The sequence below is a fragment of the Caulobacter sp. 17J80-11 genome, from assembly GCF_014349105.1.
GTDB lineage: Bacteria > Pseudomonadota > Alphaproteobacteria > Caulobacterales > Caulobacteraceae > 17J80-11.
This window is the reverse complement of sequence record NZ_JACSJI010000002.1, coordinates 225,089-242,544: the sequence shown is the minus strand read 5'-3', so window position 1 is coordinate 242,544 and position 17,456 is coordinate 225,089. Positions and strand designations below refer to the sequence as shown.

Here is a 17,456-nt window from a genome sequence, read left to right as displayed (position 1 = left end):
AGACGCTTCCCGACATGGTCGCGGGAAAGTGCCCGAACGGCAAAGCCTGCGCAACCGTCGGCGAACGATGGTCTATTCAGTTGAATTCTTGAGCTTTACCGGCGCCGGTCGAAGCCTGTGCGCCGGCGCGGAGTCTGGTTCAGAATCTCGACGGCCTGGATCTGGCCGGGACCGGCTATGGCGGCCGCGTCGCGCATCAGCGAGGCCTTCAATTTGGCCTCGTCGAGACGGGTCAGATCGTCGGCCACGGTGAAGGGCGTGCGGTGCGCCGCGCGCACCAGGGCGTCGCGAAAGTACGGCTCCTTGGCCTTCAGGCGCACCGGATCGGCGCGCGGAGTGAGGACCACCCGGACGCCGACGAACACGTAATTACGCAGGCGTCCCGCCTCGATCACCGGCAGGGCCGTCGGCGACAGGTCGACGTATTGGCCTTCCGGCGCCTTCTCCGTCGTCTCAGACGCGGCGGCGGCGGCCGCGACCGACGAGGCGGCGGCCAGGGTGGCGGCGAAGAGGTCGCGACGGCGCATGGGATCGCCATAGCGGCGATACGGTTAGCGGATGGTTGAGGTCAGCCGTGCCGCCAGCCGCTGCGCTCGATCTCGACGGGGCGCCCGTCGTGGAGGACGCGCACGCCCTCCCCTTCGACCACCCGGCCGATCAGCACCGCCCCCTTGAGGCCGAGGGCGTGCTCGGGACGCACGGCGGCGGCGATCTCGTAGTCGTCGCCGCCGGTGGCGAGCGCGATCAGGGCGGCTGCGCGGTCAGCCTGGTGGTCCAGCCAGAAGCGGGCCGGCTGGGACAGCGGCAGGCGCTCGAGGTCGATTTCCACCCCCACCCCGCTGGCCTCGGCCACGTGACCGAGGTCAGCGACCAGGCCGTCGGAGATGTCGATCGAAGCGTGGGCGGCGCGCACCTGCTCGGCCAGGCCTGTGCGGGGCCGCGGCAGGCGGTAGCGGTCGACCAGCTCTTCGCGCTGGCCGCCGGTCAGTTCGGACAGCTCGCCCCGGCGCGCCCGCAGGCCCAGCCAGCCGTCGCCGATGGTGCCGGTGACGACCACCAGGTCGCCGGGCTCGGCGCCGGCGCGGGACGGGCTGCGCCCCATCGGGACCCAGCCCAGAGCGGTGACGGACACGGTGAGCGGCCCGGGCGTGGAGACCGTGTCGCCGCCCAGCAGACGCACGCCGAAGGCGTCCTGGTCCTCGCGCAGGCCCCGCGCGAAGGCCTCGCGCTCGGCCCAGCCGCAGCGGGCCGACCAGGCGATGGCCAGGAAATAGCCGAACGGCTCCGCGCCCTTGGCGGCCAGGTCCGACAGGTTCACCCGCAGCGCCTTGCGCGCCACCAGCTCCAGCGGATCGTCAGGCAGGAAGTGGACGCCCTCGACCAGGGCGTCCTTGGTGATCACCAGATCCCAGCCGGGACGCATGCCCAGCACGGCCGCGTCGTCGGCCAGCTCGCGGGCCTCGGGCGCGCCCTCGGTCAGCGGCCGGAACAGCCGCGCGATGGTGTCGAACTCGTCCGGCCGGTCAGGCGCGGACATCGCGGGAGACGCCGTCCAGCGCCGCGTTGACGAACTTGGCCTCGGCCTCGTCGAAGAACGCCTTGGCGATCTCGACGTACTCGTCGATGGCCACCTCGGTCGGCACGTCCGGACGTTCGGCCAGCTCCCAGACGCCGGCCCGCAGCACGGCGCGCAGGGTGGCGTCGATCCGCTCCAGACGCCAGTTGGAGGCCAGCCGCTTGGTCACCGCCGCGTCGATCTTGGCCTGCCCCGAAACCACGCCCCGAACCAGGTCGGCGAAGAAGGCTTCGTCGGCGTCGGCCAGGGTCTCGCCCTCCAGGTCGCCCTGGAAGCGGTGATCGGAAAACTCGCGGATCACGACCTCCACGCCGGTTCCGGTCATCTCCATCTGGTAGAGGGCCTGGACCGCGGCCAGCCGCGCCACGGTGCGCGCGCGGCGCTCCTTGGACGACAGCTTGGAGTCCTTCGCGTCCCCGGCGGCGTTGAGGTGGTCGATCACCTCTTTCAGGCTGTTCGGGCGCGGCGTGGCGTCGGTCATCAGCGGTCGCCTTTGAAGACGCGCTTCAGCGCGATCATGTCGAGACAGGCGCGGGCGGCCGCGCCGCCCTTGTCGCCTTCGTTCACCCGGGCTCGGGCCCAGGCCTGGTCCTCGTCCTCGACGGTCAGGATGCCGTAGCCGATGGCGTTGCCCTCGAGGGTCAGGTTCATCAGGCCGCGGGCGGACTCGCCGCAGACATAGTCGTAGTGGGTGGTCTCGCCGCGGATCACCACGCCCAGGGCGACGTAGCCGTCGTAGCCGCCGGCGCGGGCGGCCATGGCGATGGCGGCCGGGATCTCGAAGGCGCCCGGCACGGTGATCGTCTCGTGCTCCGCCTCGAACGAGTCCAGCGTCGCGCGCGCGCCGGCCAGCAGCTCGTCCTGCAGATCGGAATAGAACCGTCCCTCGACGATCAGGACGCGGACCTTGTCGCTCACCTTAGGACTCCAGTTCGTCGAAGCTTTTCCAGCCGACGATCTTCAGGCCGTAGCCGTCGAGGGCCGCGGGCTTGGGTTGGGTGGAACTGAGCGCGATCATCTCTCGCACCCCGAGGTCGAGCAGAATTTGCGCCCCGACCCCGTAGTCGCGCAGCCCATGCGCCGCTTCGGCGTGCTTGTCCACCCCGCTGAAACGCTCCGACAGCCCGGCCGGATTGGGGTCGCGCAGGAAGACGATGACGCCGGCGCCCGGATGCTCGGTCACGGCCTTCATGGCCAGCGGCACGTAGCACTGGCGCGCCTCGACGTGGCCCAGCAGGTCGGTGGCGAAGTCCACCTGGTGCATGCGCACCAGGGTCGGCTTGTCGCTCTCCACCTTTCCCTTGACCAGCACCACGTGCTCGGTCCGGTCGATGGTGTTGCGGTAGACCATCAGGCGGAACGGCCCGCCGTGGACGCTCTCGAACGGCGTCTCCAGGGCGCGCTCGACGTAGCGCTCGGTGCGGCGGCGGTAGGCGATCAGGTCGGCGATGGTGCCGATCTTCATGCCGTGGGTCTGGGCGAAGGCGACCAGGTCCGGCAGGCGGGCCATGGTGCCGTCGTCGTTCATGATCTCGCAGATCACCCCGGCCGGATACAGGCCGGCCAGGCGCGAGATGTCGACGGCAGCTTCGGTGTGGCCGGCGCGGACCAGCACGCCGCCCTCGCGGGCGACCAGCGGGAAGACGTGGCCGGGGCTGACGATGTCGTCGGCGTTCTTGGTCGGATCCACCGCAACCGCGATGGTGCGGGCCCGGTCATGGGCCGAAATGCCGGTCGTGACCCCTTCGCGCGCCTCGATCGAGACGGTGAAGGCGGTGCCCATGCCGGTGCGGTTCTCCGCCGCCATCGGCGGCAGGCGCAGCTGGCGGGCGCGCTCCTGGGTGATCGACAGACAGATCAGCCCGCGCGCGTGCTTGGCCATGAAGTTGACCAGCTCGGGCGTGGCCATCTGGGCCGGGATGATGACGTCGCCCTCGTTCTCGCGGTCTTCCGCGTCCACGAGGATGTAGGGACGGCCGTTGCGGGCGTCCTCGATGATGTCCTCGATCGGGGAGATCGGGCTGTCGTTCAGGTTCGCGGCGGTCTTCAGGGTCATGCGGTTTCTCGCCAGCGCGCGGCGTAGCGCGCCAGCACGTCGATTTCCAGATTCACTCGCGCGCCGGGCTTCAGCCGGTTCAGCGTCGTCACCGCCCATGTATGCGGGATCAGGTTCACGCCGAAGAGGTCGCCCTCGACTTCGTTGACGGTGAGGGACACCCCGTCGAGGGTGACGGAGCCCTTCGGGGCGATGAATCGGTGCAGCGGATCGGGCGCGCGCACCTTGACCCGCCAAGAGTCGCCGTCGGCTTCCACCGCCACGACCTCGCCCGGGGCGTCCACGTGGCCTGCGACAACATGTCCGCCCAGCTCGTCGCCGACCTTCAGCGCGCGCTCCAGGTTGACCGGGTCGCCGACCGTCCAGTCGCCCAGGGTGGTCTTGGCCAGGGTCTCGTTGGACAGCTCCACGGCGAACCAGCCGGGGCCCTTGTCCACCACGGTCAGGCAGCAGCCGGCGTGGCTGATCGAGGCGCCGAGATCGACCCCTGACGTGTCGTAGGCGGTTTCGATCTCGAAGCGGCGCTTGCCGCCGGTGTCCGCGACCGCGCGAACGCGGCCGACGTCAGTGACGATACCCGTGAACATCAGACCCTCTCGTAGCGCTCCCACAGGTCGTCGCCGAGGGCCTCGACCGCAACCCTGCGGAAGCGCGGCGCGCCGGAAAGTTCCTTCAGGACGAAGCCGCCGATCGCCGGCCGGCCCTCGTCGCCCAGCACGATGGGCGCGCGAAACCACTCGACGGCGTCGACCAGGCCGGCCTCGATGAAGCTGGCGGCGACCTGCCCGCCGCCCTCGATCAGCACCCCGCCGGTCAGGCTCAGCAGCTTGTCGAACGCGGCCTCGTCGCGGACCTGGACTACGCGCGCGCGCAGCCGCTCGCGCTGGTGCATCGCCAGCGCGTCCAGCGCCGCGGCCAAGTCGGGCCGGCCGTCCTTCTCAGCCACCCGCAGCACGGTGACGCCGGCCTCGACCAGACGGTCGGCCGGCTCGCTCACCGTGACGACCACGGTGTCGATCCGCTCCGCCGTCGCGACCAGCTTGGCCGTCGTCGGGAGGCGCTGGCGGCTGTCCAGCACCACGCGGGTCGGCTGGCCGCCGACAAAGCCCGGCAGGCGCACGGTCAGCTCGGGATCGTCGGCGATCGCCGTGTCCACGCCCACCAGGATCATCTGATGCATGGCGCGCAGGCGGTGCACCTGCTCGCGGGCGAGCTCGCCGGTGATCCACTTGCTCTCGCCGCTGGCGGTGGCGATGCGGCCGTCGAGGGAGGTGGCGAGCTTCAGCGTGACCCGCGGACGGGTCATTCGTGCTCGCCCTCGCCGCCCTCCGACAGCCCCTCCTCCGCCAGGAAGCTGGCGAAGTCCTGGGTCTCGCGGAAGTCGCGATAGACCGAGGCGTAACGGACGTAGGCCACTTCGTCGACGCCCTTCAGCGCCTTCATGACCAGCTCGCCGATCACGTCGGACTTCACCTCGGTCTCGCCCAGGCTCTCCAGCTGACGCACGATGCCGGAGATCATGCGCTCGACCCGGTCGGGCTCGACCGGGCGCTTGCGCAGGGCGATGGCCAGCGAGCGCTCCAGCTTCTCGCGGTCGAAGGGCGTGCGGCGGCCCGAGCGCTTCAGCACCATCAGCTCGCGCAGCTGCACGCGCTCGAAGGTGGTGAAGCGCCCGCCGCAGGACGGGCACGAGCGACGACGCCGGATCGCCGCGCCGTCGTCCGACGGGCGGGAATCCTTCACCTGGGTTTCAGCGTGACCGCAGAATGGACAGCGCAACGGCTCGGCCCCCTTAAGCCGGTTTTCTCAGTAGATGGGGAACCGGCCCGTCAGGTCCAGCACCGCCTGCCGCACGCGCGCCTCGACGGCCGCGTCCGGGGTCCCGTCGGGAGCCAGACCGTCGACCACGTCGGCGATCAGGTGGCCGATCTGCTGGAACTCCGCCACGCCGAAGCCCCGGGTGGTGCCGGCCGGGGTGCCCAGGCGCACGCCCGAGGTGACGGTGAACGGCTTGTCGTCGAACGGCACGCCGTTCTTGTTGCAGGTGATCAGGGCCCGCTCCAGGGCGTGCTCGGTCGCCTTGCCGGTGGCGTTTTTCGGACGCAGGTCGACCAGCATCAGGTGGCTGTCGGTGCCGCCCGAGACGATCGCCAGGCCGCGCTCGACCAGCACGGCGGCCAGGGCCTGGGCGTTGGCGACGATCTGCTTGGCGTAGAGCTTGAACTCCGGCTTCAGCGCCTCGCCGAAGGCCACGGCCTTGGCCGCGATGACGTGCTCCAGCGGCCCGCCCTGCAGGCCCGGGAACACCGCCGAGTTGATCTTCTTGCCCAGCTCCTCGTCGTTGGAGAGGATCATGCCGCCGCGCGGGCCGCGCAGGGTCTTGTGGGTGGTGGTGGTCACCACGTGGGCGTGCGGCAGCGGGTCCGGATAGACGCCGCCGGCCACCAGGCCCGCATAGTGGGCCATGTCGACCATCAGGTAGGCGCCGACGCTGTCGGCGATCTCGCGGAAGCGCTTGAAGTCGATCTTGCGGCTGTAGGCCGAGGCCCCGGCCAGGATCAGCTTCGGCTTTTCGCGCTCGGCCATCTCGGCCACGTGGTCGTAGTCGATCAGGTGGGTGTCCTGGCGAACCGTGTAGGTCACCGGGCGGAACCATTTGCCCGACTGGTTGGCCGGGCTGCCGTGGGTCAGGTGGCCGCCGGCGGCCAGGTCCATGCCCAGGAACGTGTCGCCCGGCTGCAGCAGGGCCATGAACACGGCCTGGTTGGCCTGGGCGCCGGAGTGCGGCTGGACGTTGGCGAAGGTGCAGCCGAACAGCTGCTTGGCCCGCTCGCGGGCCAGGTTCTCGGTGACGTCGACGTACTCGCAGCCGCCGTAGTAGCGCCGGCCGGGATAGCCCTCGGCGTATTTGTTGGTCAGCACCGAGCCCTGCGCGGCCAGCACGGCGCGCGAGACGATGTTTTCGGAAGCGATCAGCTCGATCTGCTCGCGCTGACGCTTCAGCTCGCCTTCGATGCCCGCGAAGATTTCGGGATCGGCCTTCTCCAGCGGGGAGGCGAAGAAGTCCTGGTGGGTGAAGGCGGACGCGGCGGCGGGTGCGGTCACGATCGAGAATCCGTCAGCGGCGAATGGGAAGCGGCCCTGTTTACGCCCCGCCTGCGCAAGGGATCAACCGAAACAGGGCCGTCGATTGGAACTCCAGCGGAACCGGAGCGTTGAACGTAACGGTGGGCGGGGATGGGACTTGCGAAGTCACGCGAGGTCCAGACGCATGGGGCGTCCCGCAACTTGAGGGGCTGGTCAGCGTATGAATTTGCATAGCGAGATCGAGGCTGAACGCCGCCAGGACTTGCTGCGCCTGAGCGCGGAGGTCGTTTCTGCGTACGTCACGCAGAACCCGCTTCAGCCGCAGGCCATTCCGGAACTGATCCATTCGGTGCACCAGACGCTGACGCGGCTGGGCGAACCGATCGAGGCCCCGCGCCCGCTGGAGAAGCAGAAGCCCGCGGTTCCGGTCTCCAAGTCCGTCCAGAACGACCACATCGTCTGCCTGGAGGACGGCAAGAAACTGAAGATGCTGAAGCGCTACCTGCGCTCCAAATACGACATGACCCCGGAAGACTACCGGCGGAAATGGAACCTGCCGCCCGACTACCCCATGGTCGCCCCGGCCTACGCCGCGCGCCGGTCCGACTTCGCCAAGCAGATCGGCCTGGGCAAGGGCGTGCGCCGGCGGGTCGGCTGAGCCCGCCTCCTGCGGAAACGCAAAAAGGGCCCCGACCGGGGCCCTTTTCATTTCGCCAGCAGGCGCTTCAGCTTCGCGACCGCGAGCCGCTCCAGCGCGGAAGGATCGCTGGCCGGGCCGACCGCGGCCGCTTCCGTCCCGGTCCTGGAGCACACGGCCGAGCACTTCAGCCAGGCGCCCTGACGGACGAACTCGACCAGGATCGCGCCCTCAGGCGGCGATGCGCGTCCGTTTGACATTGCAGCGGGTCCACAGCGCGTCCATGGCGCCCACCAGCTCGGCCATCATGCCGTCGTCGTGTCCGGGCGACGGCGTGAAGCGCAGGCGCTCGGTGCCCTTGGGCACGGTCGGATAGTTGATCGGCTGCACGTAGACGCCGTGCTCTTCCAGCAGGAAGTCCGAAACCATCTTACAGTGCACGGGATCACCCACGAACACCGGCACGATGTGGCTGACCGAGGGCATGACCGGCAGGCCGGCCTCGGCGAACAGCCGCTTCAGGGTGGTGGCGCGCTCCTGGTGGGCGTCGCGGATCTGCGGGTTGTTCTTCAGCCAGCGGATCGAGGCGGTCGCCCCCGCGGCCACCACCGGGGGCAGAGAGGTGGTGAAGATGAAGCCCGAGGCCCACAGGCGAATGGCGTCGACCAGGTCGGCGTCGCCGGCGATGTAGCCGCCGACCAGGCCGAAGGCCTTGCCCAGCGTGCCCTCGACGATGTCGATCTGGTCCATCACGCCGTCGCGCTCGGCCACGCCGGCGCCGCGGGCGCCGTACATGCCCACCGCGTGGACTTCGTCCAGATAGGTCAGGGCGCCGTACTTCTTGGCCAGCGCGATGGTGCCCGCCAGGTCGGCGATGTCGCCGTCCATAGAATAGACCGACTCGAAGGCCACGATCTTCGGCGAGTTCACCGGCGCGGCGGCCAGCAGCTCTTCGAGGTGCTCGAGGTCGTTGTGGCGGAAGACGTGCTTCTCACAGCCGCCGTGCCGGATGCCGGCGATCATGGAGGCGTGGTTCAGCGCGTCGGAGAAGATGATCAGGCCCGGCAGGATCTTGGCTAGGGTCGACAGAGCCGCCTCGTTGGCCACGTAGCCCGAGGTGAACAGCAGGGCCGCTTCCTTGCCGTGCAGGTCGGCCAGCTCGGCCTCGAGCTCGACGTGGTAGCGGGTGGTGCCGGAGATGTTGCGGGTGCCGCCGGAGCCGGCGCCGGACTCTTCCAGGGCGGAGTGCATGGCCTCCAGCACCGCCGGGTGCTGGCCCATGCCGAGGTAGTCGTTGGAGCACCAGACCGTCACGTCGCGGGAGGTGCCGTCGGCGCGAGTCCACGTCGCCCGCGGGAACTGGCCCCGCTTGCGCTTGAGGTCGGCGAACACGCGGTAGCGCCCCTCAGACCGAACCTTTTCGACGGCGGCCCGGAAAGCGGCCTTGTAGTCCATCGCGACATCCTCAACCCGGGAACTGTCCGCGACGGGACAGCTCCCCCGAGTCCAAACTGGGCCGGCTTCTCGCACGAGCACGACCGCAGTGTCCACCTAGGGGACGGCTGGCGTCCACCTAGGACAACTACTTACCGAACGGGATTTCGCGAAACGCCGCAGGGGCTTCGCGAACGACTCTCGCTCGCCTTGCGACCCGCTCTCAGCTGAGCTCGTCGAGCTTGCCGCGCAGCAGCTGGATCACCGCCGAGAAGTCCTTCCCGCCATAGCCCAGGCGGTCGAACATGGCGTAGAGCGCCTCGGCCTGGGCGCCCATCGGCGTGGTGGCGCCGGCCTTGGCGGCGGCGTCCTGGGCCAGCTTCAGATCCTTCAGCATCAAGGCGGTGGCGAAGCCGCCAGCGTAGCCGCGGTTCGACGGCGCGGCCTCGACCAGGCCCGGCACAGGGGCGTAGCTGGTCATCGACCAGCACTGGCCCGACGACTTGGACGCCACGTCGAAGAACTTCTGCGCGTCCAGGCCCAGCCGCTCGGCCAGCGCGAAGGCCTCGCAGGTGCCGATCATCGAGATGGCCAGCAGCATGTTGTTGCAGATCTTGGCCGCCTGCCCTGCGCCGTGGTCGCCGGTGCGGATCACCGCCCGGGCCATCGGCTGGATCACCTCGTCGATGCGGGCGAACTCGCCCTCCTCGCAGCCGACCATGAAGGCCAGGGTGCCGGCGTCGGCCGCGGCGGTGCCGCCCGACACCGGCGCGTCGGCGAACACGAAGCCGGCGGCCTTGGCCAGGCCGGCCACCTTGCGGGCGGTGTCCACGTCGATGGTCGACGAATCGATCAGCAGCGCCGTCTTCGGCGCGTTCGGCAGCACTTCCTCGCTGAACACCTTCAGCACGTGCGGGCCGGCCGGCAGCATGGTGATGACCACGTCGGCGCCCTGCACCGCTTCGGCCACCGAACCAGCCGCCGTGCAGCCGTGCGAGACGGCGCGGTCCAGCGCCTCCTTGGACAGGTCGAAGGCGGCGACCTGGCGACCCGCCTTGGCCTGATTGGCGGCCATGCCGCCGCCCATGGCGCCCAATCCGATGAAGGCGATCCGCATCGTCAGTTCTCCGTCCACGTGATTTGCGCGGACGAATAGGCCGTTCCGGCGCGGACCGCCACCGCTTCGCGCGTTCAGTGCTTAGGTTTGCGGAACTTGTAGACGAACTGGGAGGTGTGCCCGCGGATCGACTTGTCGAACACGTTGGCGGTGCGCGGGTCGGCCGGGTTCTTCAGCACGTCCAGCTCGCCCTCGAACACGAAGCCGGCGGCGGTCACCTCGCGCTTCACGATCTCCGGATCGATCCGGTGCAGCTCCAGCGACTCAGGGCCGGCGCCGGGCGCCGCGTCGTGGTCGATGACCAGGAAGACGCCGCCGGGCTTCAGGGCCGCGAACACCGCCTTGTTGAAGGCCGGCACGTCGGCCGGGCCCATGAATTTCTCGTGCAGGTCGTGATAGTTCTGGGCGGTGAACACCAGGTCCACGGCCTCCGGCGCCGCGAACCGGGCGGCCGGAACGAAGCTGGCCTTCACGTTCGGCGTGGCCGGGTCGGCGTTCAGCTTGTCTACGCCGTCCAGGGCGCGCTGGCCGAACTGCTTGGTCTCTTCCGGCGCCAGCGAATAGACGCGCCCCTCCGGCCCGACGGCGCGGCTCAGGATGCGGGTGAAGTAGCCGCCGCCCGGCCAGAAATCGACCACCACCATGCCCGGCTTCACGCCGGCGAAGTCCAGCATGGCGGCCGGCTTGCGGTCGGCGTCGCGGGCCCGGTCGGCCTCGGGACGGGCCGTGTCGGCGACGGCCGCGGCGTTGGCCGCGGTGTCCGGCCCCCGCCCCGACATGGGCATGGAGGCGCAGGAGGCGAGCAGGAAGGCGGACAGACCGACGGCGATCAGCGAGCGCATGGATGCGTTTCCCCCGAAATCGGCTCGCGCGTTCGGGAGCCGTTCGGGGGCGGAGCTTAGCAGTAGAACCGGGTTACGCCACAGGCGTCCTGCGACGAACCCGGCTCATCAGCTTCCGATCAGCCCAGGCCCGGCAGCGGCGTCCATTCCTCGTCCGCCGGCAGTGGAGCAAAGAAGGCGTCGACCGCGGCTTCCGTGACGCCGGCCAGCTCGGCCGGCGACCACTTGGGCGCGTTGTCCTTGTCGACGATCACCGCGCGCACGCCTTCCTGGAAGTCGTGGCTGCGCACCACCCGGCCGCCCAGGCGGTACTCCATGGCCATGTTCTCGGCGAACGAGCCCAGGGTCGCGCCGACCCGCATCTGGCGCAGCGACACCTTCATCGACTGGGGCGACTTGGTCTTCAGCGTGGCCAGCTCCTTGGCCGCCCATTCCGAACCGTCCGCCTCCAGGGCGGCGAAGATCGCCTCCATGGTGTCGTGGGCGAACAGCCGGTCGATGTCGGCCCGGTGCGGGGCCAGCTTCGACGGGCCGGCGTCGCCGCCGGCGTCGGCCAGGATGTCGGCGATGCGGCCCGGCTCGGCCACGATCGCGGCCTTCACCGCGTCAAGCTTCGCGCTCTCCACGAAGTGGGTGGCGATGCCCAGGCTCAGGCACTCGGCCGCCTTCAGGCGCGCGCCGGTCAGGGCCAGCCAGATCCCGGTCTGGCCCGGCATGCGCGGCAGGAACCAGCCGCCGCCCACGTCGGGGAACAGGCCGATGCCGGTCTCCGGCATGGCGTAGGTCGTCCGCTCGGTGGCCACCCGGTACTTCGCGGGATCCGAAATGCCGACGCCGCCGCCCATGACGATGCCGTCGACGAAGGCGACCACCGGCTTCGGATAGACGTAGAGCAGGTGGTTCAGCCGGTACTCGGTCTTGAAGAACGCCCTGGCCTCCGCCGCGTCGGTCTTGCCGCTCTCGGCGATCATGCGGATGTCGCCGCCGGCGCAGAAGCCGCGCTCGCCGGCGTGGTCGAGGATCACCGCCTCGATGAAGGCGTCGTCCTTCCAGGCCAGCAGCGCCTCGGTCATGAGGCGGCACATCTCGTCGGTCAGGGCGTGGATCGCCTTGGGCCGGTTCAGCGTGATGCGCCCGACCCGGCCCTCGACGCGGGTCAGGACCGGGGCTTCGTCGATCAGGACGTCGGTCATTGGCGGAACATCTCCCGCGCGGTGATCACGCGCATGATCTCGTTGGTGCCTTCCAGGATGCGGTGCACGCGCAGGTCGCGCACGATGCGCTCCAGCGGATAGTCGCGCAGGTAGCCGTAGCCGCCGTGCAGCTGCAGGGCGTCGTCGGCCACCTGGAAGCCGGCGTCGGTCGCGAAGCGCTTGGCCATGGCGCAGAACTGGGTCGCCTGCGGGTGACGGTTGTCCAGCGCCCAGGCTCCGCGGTGGACCATCAGGCGCGCCGCCTCCAGGCTGGTGGCCATGTCGGCGATCTTGAACTGCAGCGCCTGGAAGTCCTTCAGCGCTTTGCCGAACTGCTTGCGGGTCTCCATGTACGCCTTGGCCGTTTCGAGGGCGAGCTGCGCCCCGCCCAGCGAGCAGGCGGCGATGTTCAACCGGCCGCCGTCCAGGCCCATCATCGCGATGCGGAAGCCGTCGCCTTCCATGCCGATGCGGTTCTCGACCGGCACGCGGCACTCGTCGAAGTTCACCTGGGCGGTGGGCTGGCTGTTCCAGCCCATCTTCTTCTCCTGGCCGCCGAACGACAGGCCGGGCGTGTCCTTGTCGACCACGATGGCCGAGACGCCCTTCGGCCCCTCCCCGCCCGTGCGGCACATGACGACGTAGACGTCGCTGGTGCCGGCGCCGGAGATGAAGGCCTTGGAGCCGTTCAGCACGTAGTGGTCGCCCTCGAGCCGCGCGGTCGTGCGCATGCCCGCCGCGTCGGAGCCCGAGCCCGGTTCGGTCAGGCAGTAGCTGGCGATCAGCTCCATGGTGGTCAGCCGCGGCACGTACTTGGCGCGCAGCGCGTCCGAGCCGAACCGGTCGATCATCCAGCTGGCCATGTTGTGGATCGAGATGAAGGCCGCCGTGGAGACGTCGCCGCGGGCCAGCTCTTCAAAAATGATCGCCGCGTCCTGGCGCGACAGACCGGAGCCGCCGTGCTCCTCCTGCACGTAGATGCCGGCGAAGCCCAGTTCGGCCGCCTTGCGCATCACGTCGACGGGGAAATGCTTGGTCTCGTCCCACTCGGCGGAGTGGGGAGCCAGCTCGGCTTCGGCGAAGGCGCGCGCCGCGTCCTGGATGGCGCGCTGGTCTTCGGTCAGGCTGAAATCCATCGGTCGTCGTACCCGTAAGCTCGGCTCTCGAAGCCGAAGGTGTTGAGATGCAGGCGCTTTAGTCGCATTTGTTATGCGAACCAGGAGCGCCCGAGATGTCGGACACGGTCTCTACCGGACACGCCCCGCCCGCGTCGAGCGACGACCGCAACCTCGCGTTCCTCGTCTACGCCCTGATGTTCGTCGCGCCGTTCGTGTTCGGCTTCACGGGCCTGGTCGGGGTGATCGTGGCCTATGTGCGCCGCGCTCAGGCCCAGGCGGTGACGCGCACCCACTACGACTTCCAGATCAAGGTGTTCTGGATCTCGGTGGCCATCGCGGCGGTCGGCGCGATCGCCTTCCTGTTCGGCCTGGGCGCCTTCATCAACGACGTGTTCCAGGCGACGACCCATCACGGCGAGGGCTGGGACGCCTGGAACGTGGCCGCCGTCGAGGGGAGCGACTTCCAGTTCCACGCCGCCAGCATCATCGGCATGGTGGTGGGCCTGGTGATCACCGCGATCGGCAGCCTGTGGATGATGGCGGCGTCGATCTTCGGCGTGGTGCGGCTGGCCAACGGCCAGGCGATCGGGCGGTCCGGCGCCTGAGCCGCGCCAAACCGGGTTTCCCGCCCGCGCTACGGTGCTAGAAGCCCCGCCATGACCAGCTTTCCGCTCGCCCCCTACCCCGCGCTCCGTCCCCGCCGCCTGCGCCAGGCCGACTGGATCCGTCGCCTGACCCGCGAGACCGAGCTGTCGCCGTCGGACTTCATCTGGGCGCTCATCGTCCACGACGGCGAGGAGCCGCGTATTCCGGTGCCGTCCATGCCGGGCGTCGACCGGCTGAACGTGGTGGAGGCGGTCAAAGCGGCGCTGCAGGCCCGCGACCTGGGCATTCCGGCCGTCGCGATCTTCCCGAACATCGACGGGGCCCGGAAGGACGAGTTCGGCACCGAGGCGCAGGATCCGGCCGGCCTGGTGCCGACCGTGGTCAAGGCGATCAAGGACGCGGCGCCGGAGATCGGCGTCATGTGCGACGTGGCGCTGGACTGCTACACCGACCACGGCCATGACGGCCTGCTGATCGACGGCCGCATCGACAACGACTCGACCATCGAGCGGCTGGCCGAACAGGCCGTGGCCCAGGCCCGCGCCGGGGCCGACATCGTCGCCCCGTCCGACATGATGGACGGCCGCGTCGCCTGCATCCGCAAGGTGCTGGAGGCCGAGGGCTACAAGGACACGCTGATCCTGTCCTACGCCGCCAAGTACGCCTCCGCCTTCTATGGCCCGTACCGCGACGCCGTCGGCTCGGCCAGGGCGCTGAGCGGGGACAAGAAGACCTACCAGATGGACCCGGGCAACACCGAGGAAGCCCTGCGCGAGGTCGCCATGGACCTGGCCGAGGGCGCCGACATGGTGATGGTGAAGCCGGGCATGCCCTACCTCGACATCGTCCGGCGCGTGGTCGAGACCTTCCGGGTGCCGACCTTCGCCTACCAGGTGTCGGGCGAGTACGCGATGATCCAGGCGGCGGTGAAGAACGGCTGGCTGGACCACGACCGCGCCGTGCTGGAGAGCCTGACCGCCTTCAAGCGCGCCGGCTGCGCCGGCATCGTCACCTATTTCGCGCCCACCGCGTCGAAGCTGCTCGGCGCCTGAGCATGTCCGGCGGCGTCGCCACGCTCGCCCACGGGGTGTTCTACGGCGCCGCCGACCTCGAGCGGACGGCCGGCGCCTTCCGCGTCACCGACCGGGAGGCGACCGTCCCCGAGCACGAGATCGAGCATCACGTGCACAGCGACGCGCACTTCATCTTCGTGACCCGCGGTCGCTACCTGTCCACCGCCGACGGGGCCGACGACGCGCCGGCCTCGCCGCTGGTGATCTACAACCCGCCCGGAACCGCGCACCGCGACTGCTTCGGCCCGGGCCTCGGCCGCTTCCTGGCCGTGTCGATGCCGGCGGAAACGCTGGCCGCGCTGGACTGGGCCGACCGGGCCCCGCGCTCGGCCGTGCGGCTGCGCCGCCCCGACGCCTACGCCGGGGTGTGGCGGCTGCTGCGCGCGGTTCGCCACGAGCCCAGCCCCGAACCCCTAGAGAGCCTCTGCCTGGAACTGGTCGGCGCCGCCACCGACGAGCGCGCGTCGGCTTCGGCGCCCTCCTGGCTCGCCCGCGCCCGCGATCTGCTGACCGAGGCCCCGCCCGCCGGCGGCGTCGCCGCGGTGGCCGCCGAGGTGGGCGTGCACCCGGTCTATCTGGCCCGCGCCTTCCGCCGCCACCTGGCCTGCACGCCGGCCGAATACGCACGCCGCCGCCGGGTCGAGCGGGCGGCCGACCTGCTGGCCCGCACCCGCACGCCGCTCGGCCAGATCGCGGCGGAGACCGGCTTCTGCGACCAGAGCCACCTGACCCACGCTTTCCAGGCGGTGTTCGGGGCCACGCCGGGCGAGTATCGCCGCGTGCTGAACCCGTCAGGTTCGATGCTTACAAGACCCGCCCGCCGCTGATCGGCTAGCTCTGCCGCAGGAGCGTGTTTTCCCGGGACCTTCGAGGCGAGCAATGTTGAAGCGTGCGATCACCCTGGCTGTCGGCGTGTGGATGCTGGCCGGCGCGGCCCAGGCCGGAGCGTCCACGACCGGCGACGGCTGGCGCGAGGCCCCGGCCGCCCAGGAAGGCCTGTCGGTCGAGGCTCTGGACCGCATGACCGCCGCCATCAAGGCCGGCGGCTACAAGCAGGTGACCAGCGTGGTGATCGAGCGCCACGGGCGCATCGTCTACGAGCAGTACTTCGATGACGGCGGCCGCGACGCGCTGCGCAACACCCGCTCGGTGACCAAGACCATCACCGGCGCGCTGGCCGGGATCGCCGTCGACCGCAAGGCCCTGCCCTCGGCCAAGGCGCCCGTCTTCTCCTGGTTCAAGGACAAGCGGCCGATCGAGAACCCCGACCCGCGGAAGGCCGCGATCACGGTCGAGGACCTGCTGACCATGAGCTCGCTGCTGGAGTGCGACGACCAGAACCAGTTCTCGCGCGGCAACGAGGAGCGCATGTACCTGATCGAGGACTGGGTGAAGTTCTACCTGGACCTGCCGATCCGCGGCTTCCCGGCCTGGGTCCCCAAGCCGGCCGATTCCCCCTACGGCCGCAGCTTCAGCTACTGCACCGCCGGCGTGACCACCGCAGGCGCCGTGGTCGAGCGGGCCGTGCGCCGGCCGCTGCCGGACTTCGCCAAGGCCGCCCTGTTCGATCCGCTGCAGTTCCAGGGCGCCGAATGGCAGTTCGCGCCGACCGGCCTGGCCCAGGGCGGGGGCGGTCTCGGCCTGCGCAGCCGCGACCTGCTGAAGATGCCCGAGCTCTACCTGAAGGGCGGCGTCTGGAACGGCAAGCGGGTGATCTCGGCCGACTGGGTGCAGGCCTCGATCACGCCCAAGGCCCGCGTCGACGACGGCGTCGAGTACGGCTACCTGTGGTGGCTGAAGAGCTTCGCCGCCGGCGGGCGCGACTGGCGCACCTTCGGCATGCACGGCACCGGCGGCAACAAGGTGCTGGCCTTCCCCGAGCTCGACATGGCCGTGGTGATCACCACCGCCAACTACAACGAGCGCAACCCGCACGGCATCACCGACCGGCTGGTCACCGAGCACGTCCTGCCGGCGGTGGTGGACAAACCCTAGCGAGACAGACAGGACGTGATGCCTTCCTCCCCTTCATGGGAGGGACGGGCCGCGTCGCCAGCCAGGGTGGCGACGCGGTTCACCTCCCTACCCGAGGGCCGGGTCGCTCCTCAGTCGCCGCGCAGTTCGAGGGCGGTGTACGGCGACAGCCGGCGTTCGATCCTCACCAGGTCGAGCACGGACACGATCTGGCGCGAACGCCACCAGCTGGCGAAGTAGCCCAGGACGCCAAAGGTGAAGATGAACACCGTCCACCACGCCAACTGCGTGTTCTGGCGGAGGAGTTCGGCCACGCCCTCCGGGGCGATCTCTGCCCAGGTCGCGACCAGGGTGATCGGAATGGTGACGTAGCCGAGGGCGACGACGCGGAACATCTGGTCCTGGCGACGCGCGTTCAGGGCCGCCAGCGCGGTCAGCGCCTCGAAGTCGGCGTCCGAAACGTCCTCCAGCAGGGCGAAGGTCTTGTGGGTCGACGCGTTCCGGCGGAGCCCCGAGACGAAGTCGATCCCCGCGTACCCCCAGGAGCCCGGGGTCACGAGGGCGGACGGCACGAGGCTCGCGGTCGAGAACATGCCCTTGAGCTCTCGCCAAAGCGGCCAAATCGAAGGCTCCCGCTCCTGCACGGCCCGCTCGCCACCGCCTCCGCCGCCCGTTTCAACGCGCGCCATCGCCTCACTCCCGAGTTCACCGAACGGGGATTTCGCGCACGACTCGCGTCGAAC

Annotated in this window: 21 protein-coding genes; 5 read left to right on the top strand and 16 right to left on the bottom strand. The window is 70.0% G+C overall.

What is annotated here, in order from left to right; genetic code table 11:
- Window positions 1-95: 95 nt before the first annotated feature.
- Genes H8B08_RS03615 through glyA form a run of 9 tightly spaced genes read right to left on the bottom strand, consistent with a single transcriptional unit; the run spans window position 96 to window position 6,680 of the window.
- Window positions 96-527, bottom strand: a complete 432-nt coding sequence (locus H8B08_RS03615; RefSeq protein ID WP_187448841.1) for a hypothetical protein — start codon at window positions 525-527, stop codon at window positions 96-98.
- A 41-nt stretch (window positions 528-568) separates the two neighbouring features.
- The gene (gene thiL, locus H8B08_RS03610; protein ID WP_187448840.1) at window positions 569-1,537 is read right to left on the bottom strand and encodes a thiamine-phosphate kinase; all 969 of its coding nucleotides are present in this window, start codon (window positions 1,535-1,537) and stop codon (window positions 569-571) included.
- Window positions 1,524-2,057 carry a transcription antitermination factor NusB gene (gene nusB, locus H8B08_RS03605; protein ID WP_187448839.1) on the bottom strand — a complete coding sequence of 178 codons (534 nt, stop codon included), beginning with the start codon at window positions 2,055-2,057 and terminating at the stop codon, window positions 1,524-1,526. Before nusB ends, thiL begins: the two co-directional genes overlap by 14 nt.
- The gene (locus tag H8B08_RS03600; RefSeq protein WP_187448838.1) at window positions 2,057-2,494 is read right to left on the bottom strand and encodes a 6,7-dimethyl-8-ribityllumazine synthase; all 438 of its coding nucleotides are present in this window, start codon (window positions 2,492-2,494) and stop codon (window positions 2,057-2,059) included. Before H8B08_RS03600 ends, nusB begins: the two co-directional genes overlap by 1 nt.
- A gap of 1 nt (window position 2,495) precedes the next feature.
- Window positions 2,496-3,632, bottom strand: coding sequence for a 3,4-dihydroxy-2-butanone-4-phosphate synthase (gene ribB, locus H8B08_RS03595; RefSeq protein ID WP_187448837.1), 1,137 nt, complete (start codon window positions 3,630-3,632; stop codon window positions 2,496-2,498).
- Window positions 3,629-4,219: a riboflavin synthase gene (locus tag H8B08_RS03590; protein ID WP_163259715.1), complete on the bottom strand. Its 591-nt coding sequence runs from the start codon at window positions 4,217-4,219 to the stop codon at window positions 3,629-3,631. The genes ribB and H8B08_RS03590 overlap by 4 nt, the downstream gene beginning before the upstream one ends.
- A complete protein-coding gene (locus tag H8B08_RS03585) occupies window positions 4,219-4,938 on the bottom strand; it encodes a RibD family protein (RefSeq protein ID WP_187448836.1) in 720 nt (239 codons plus the stop codon). Before H8B08_RS03585 ends, H8B08_RS03590 begins: the two co-directional genes overlap by 1 nt.
- Window positions 4,935-5,411, bottom strand: a complete 477-nt coding sequence (gene nrdR, locus H8B08_RS03580; RefSeq protein ID WP_163259713.1) for a transcriptional regulator NrdR — start codon at window positions 5,409-5,411, stop codon at window positions 4,935-4,937. Before nrdR ends, H8B08_RS03585 begins: the two co-directional genes overlap by 4 nt.
- Window positions 5,412-5,438: 27 nt before the next feature.
- A complete protein-coding gene (gene glyA, locus H8B08_RS03575; protein WP_222934297.1) occupies window positions 5,439-6,680 on the bottom strand; it encodes a serine hydroxymethyltransferase in 1,242 nt (413 codons plus the stop codon).
- Between the two features lie 259 nt (window positions 6,681-6,939).
- On the opposite strand from glyA, the gene H8B08_RS03570 reads away from it, so the two are divergent.
- Window positions 6,940-7,377 (top strand): MucR family transcriptional regulator, encoded by a 438-nt coding sequence (locus tag H8B08_RS03570; RefSeq protein WP_163259711.1) that lies wholly within the window; start codon window positions 6,940-6,942, stop codon window positions 7,375-7,377.
- A 47-nt stretch (window positions 7,378-7,424) separates the two neighbouring features.
- Here H8B08_RS03570 and H8B08_RS03565 read toward each other — a convergent pair whose 3' ends face one another.
- The 6 genes from H8B08_RS03565 to H8B08_RS03540 all read right to left on the bottom strand — a co-directional run bounded on the left by H8B08_RS03565 (window position 7,425) and on the right by H8B08_RS03540 (window position 13,078).
- Complete coding sequence (locus H8B08_RS03565; RefSeq protein WP_187448835.1) at window positions 7,425-7,616, bottom strand: hypothetical protein; 192 nt, start codon at window positions 7,614-7,616, stop codon at window positions 7,425-7,427.
- A complete protein-coding gene (hemA, locus tag H8B08_RS03560) occupies window positions 7,588-8,811 on the bottom strand; it encodes a 5-aminolevulinate synthase (RefSeq protein ID WP_187448834.1) in 1,224 nt (407 codons plus the stop codon). Before hemA ends, H8B08_RS03565 begins: the two co-directional genes overlap by 29 nt.
- Before the next feature lie 202 nt (window positions 8,812-9,013).
- Window positions 9,014-9,907: a 3-hydroxyisobutyrate dehydrogenase gene (gene mmsB, locus H8B08_RS03555; protein ID WP_187448833.1), complete on the bottom strand. Its 894-nt coding sequence runs from the start codon at window positions 9,905-9,907 to the stop codon at window positions 9,014-9,016.
- 74 nt (window positions 9,908-9,981) lie between these two features.
- Window positions 9,982-10,749, bottom strand: a complete 768-nt coding sequence (locus tag H8B08_RS03550) for a class I SAM-dependent methyltransferase (RefSeq protein ID WP_187448832.1) — start codon at window positions 10,747-10,749, stop codon at window positions 9,982-9,984.
- A 119-nt stretch (window positions 10,750-10,868) separates the two neighbouring features.
- Window positions 10,869-11,942, bottom strand: coding sequence for an enoyl-CoA hydratase/isomerase family protein (locus H8B08_RS03545; RefSeq protein ID WP_222934282.1), 1,074 nt, complete (start codon window positions 11,940-11,942; stop codon window positions 10,869-10,871).
- Window positions 11,939-13,078, bottom strand: coding sequence for an isobutyryl-CoA dehydrogenase (locus tag H8B08_RS03540; protein ID WP_187448831.1), 1,140 nt, complete (start codon window positions 13,076-13,078; stop codon window positions 11,939-11,941). The genes H8B08_RS03545 and H8B08_RS03540 overlap by 4 nt, the downstream gene beginning before the upstream one ends.
- Before the next feature lie 95 nt (window positions 13,079-13,173).
- On the opposite strand from H8B08_RS03540, the gene H8B08_RS03535 reads away from it, so the two are divergent.
- From H8B08_RS03535 to H8B08_RS03520, 4 genes are read left to right on the top strand one after another with little or no spacing between them, the layout of a single operon-like run.
- The gene (locus H8B08_RS03535; RefSeq protein ID WP_187448830.1) at window positions 13,174-13,665 is read left to right on the top strand and encodes a hypothetical protein; all 492 of its coding nucleotides are present in this window, start codon (window positions 13,174-13,176) and stop codon (window positions 13,663-13,665) included.
- Window positions 13,666-13,716: 51 nt separating this feature from the next.
- Window positions 13,717-14,718, top strand: a complete 1,002-nt coding sequence (gene hemB / locus H8B08_RS03530) for a porphobilinogen synthase (RefSeq protein WP_187448829.1) — start codon at window positions 13,717-13,719, stop codon at window positions 14,716-14,718.
- Window positions 14,719-14,720: 2 nt separating this feature from the next.
- Window positions 14,721-15,566, top strand: a complete 846-nt coding sequence (locus H8B08_RS03525) for an AraC family transcriptional regulator (RefSeq protein ID WP_255500641.1) — start codon at window positions 14,721-14,723, stop codon at window positions 15,564-15,566.
- A 52-nt stretch (window positions 15,567-15,618) separates the two neighbouring features.
- Window positions 15,619-16,734, top strand: a complete 1,116-nt coding sequence (locus H8B08_RS03520; RefSeq protein ID WP_255500640.1) for a serine hydrolase — start codon at window positions 15,619-15,621, stop codon at window positions 16,732-16,734.
- A 110-nt stretch (window positions 16,735-16,844) separates the two neighbouring features.
- Here H8B08_RS03520 and H8B08_RS03515 read toward each other — a convergent pair whose 3' ends face one another.
- Window positions 16,845-17,306: a hypothetical protein gene (locus tag H8B08_RS03515; RefSeq protein ID WP_187448828.1), complete on the bottom strand. Its 462-nt coding sequence runs from the start codon at window positions 17,304-17,306 to the stop codon at window positions 16,845-16,847.
- Between the last annotated feature and the right edge of the window lie 150 nt (window positions 17,307-17,456).

Coding starts and splice junctions, on each gene's coding strand:
- H8B08_RS03615 (WP_187448841.1), bottom strand. CDS start 527: ATGCGCCGTCGCGACCTCTTCGCCGCCACCCTGGCCGCCGCCTCGTCG.
- thiL (WP_187448840.1), bottom strand. CDS start 1,537: ATGTCCGCGCCTGACCGGCCGGACGAGTTCGACACCATCGCGCGGCTG.
- nusB (WP_187448839.1), bottom strand. CDS start 2,057: ATGACCGACGCCACGCCGCGCCCGAACAGCCTGAAAGAGGTGATCGAC.
- ribB (WP_187448837.1), bottom strand. CDS start 3,632: ATGACCCTGAAGACCGCCGCGAACCTGAACGACAGCCCGATCTCCCCG.
- H8B08_RS03590 (WP_163259715.1), bottom strand. CDS start 4,219: ATGTTCACGGGTATCGTCACTGACGTCGGCCGCGTTCGCGCGGTCGCG.
- H8B08_RS03585 (WP_187448836.1), bottom strand. CDS start 4,938: ATGACCCGTCCGCGGGTCACGCTGAAGCTCGCCACCTCCCTCGACGGC.
- H8B08_RS03570 (WP_163259711.1), top strand. CDS start 6,940: ATGAATTTGCATAGCGAGATCGAGGCTGAACGCCGCCAGGACTTGCTG.
- H8B08_RS03565 (WP_187448835.1), bottom strand. CDS start 7,616: ATGTCAAACGGACGCGCATCGCCGCCTGAGGGCGCGATCCTGGTCGAG.
- hemA (WP_187448834.1), bottom strand. CDS start 8,811: ATGGACTACAAGGCCGCTTTCCGGGCCGCCGTCGAAAAGGTTCGGTCT.
- mmsB (WP_187448833.1), bottom strand. CDS start 9,907: ATGCGGATCGCCTTCATCGGATTGGGCGCCATGGGCGGCGGCATGGCC.
- H8B08_RS03550 (WP_187448832.1), bottom strand. CDS start 10,749: ATGCGCTCGCTGATCGCCGTCGGTCTGTCCGCCTTCCTGCTCGCCTCC.
- H8B08_RS03545 (WP_222934282.1), bottom strand. CDS start 11,942: ATGACCGACGTCCTGATCGACGAAGCCCCGGTCCTGACCCGCGTCGAG.
- H8B08_RS03540 (WP_187448831.1), bottom strand. CDS start 13,078: ATGGATTTCAGCCTGACCGAAGACCAGCGCGCCATCCAGGACGCGGCG.
- H8B08_RS03535 (WP_187448830.1), top strand. CDS start 13,174: ATGTCGGACACGGTCTCTACCGGACACGCCCCGCCCGCGTCGAGCGAC.
- hemB (WP_187448829.1), top strand. CDS start 13,717: ATGACCAGCTTTCCGCTCGCCCCCTACCCCGCGCTCCGTCCCCGCCGC.
- H8B08_RS03525 (WP_255500641.1), top strand. CDS start 14,721: ATGTCCGGCGGCGTCGCCACGCTCGCCCACGGGGTGTTCTACGGCGCC.
- H8B08_RS03520 (WP_255500640.1), top strand. CDS start 15,619: ATGTTGAAGCGTGCGATCACCCTGGCTGTCGGCGTGTGGATGCTGGCC.
- H8B08_RS03515 (WP_187448828.1), bottom strand. CDS start 17,306: ATGTTCTCGACCGCGAGCCTCGTGCCGTCCGCCCTCGTGACCCCGGGC.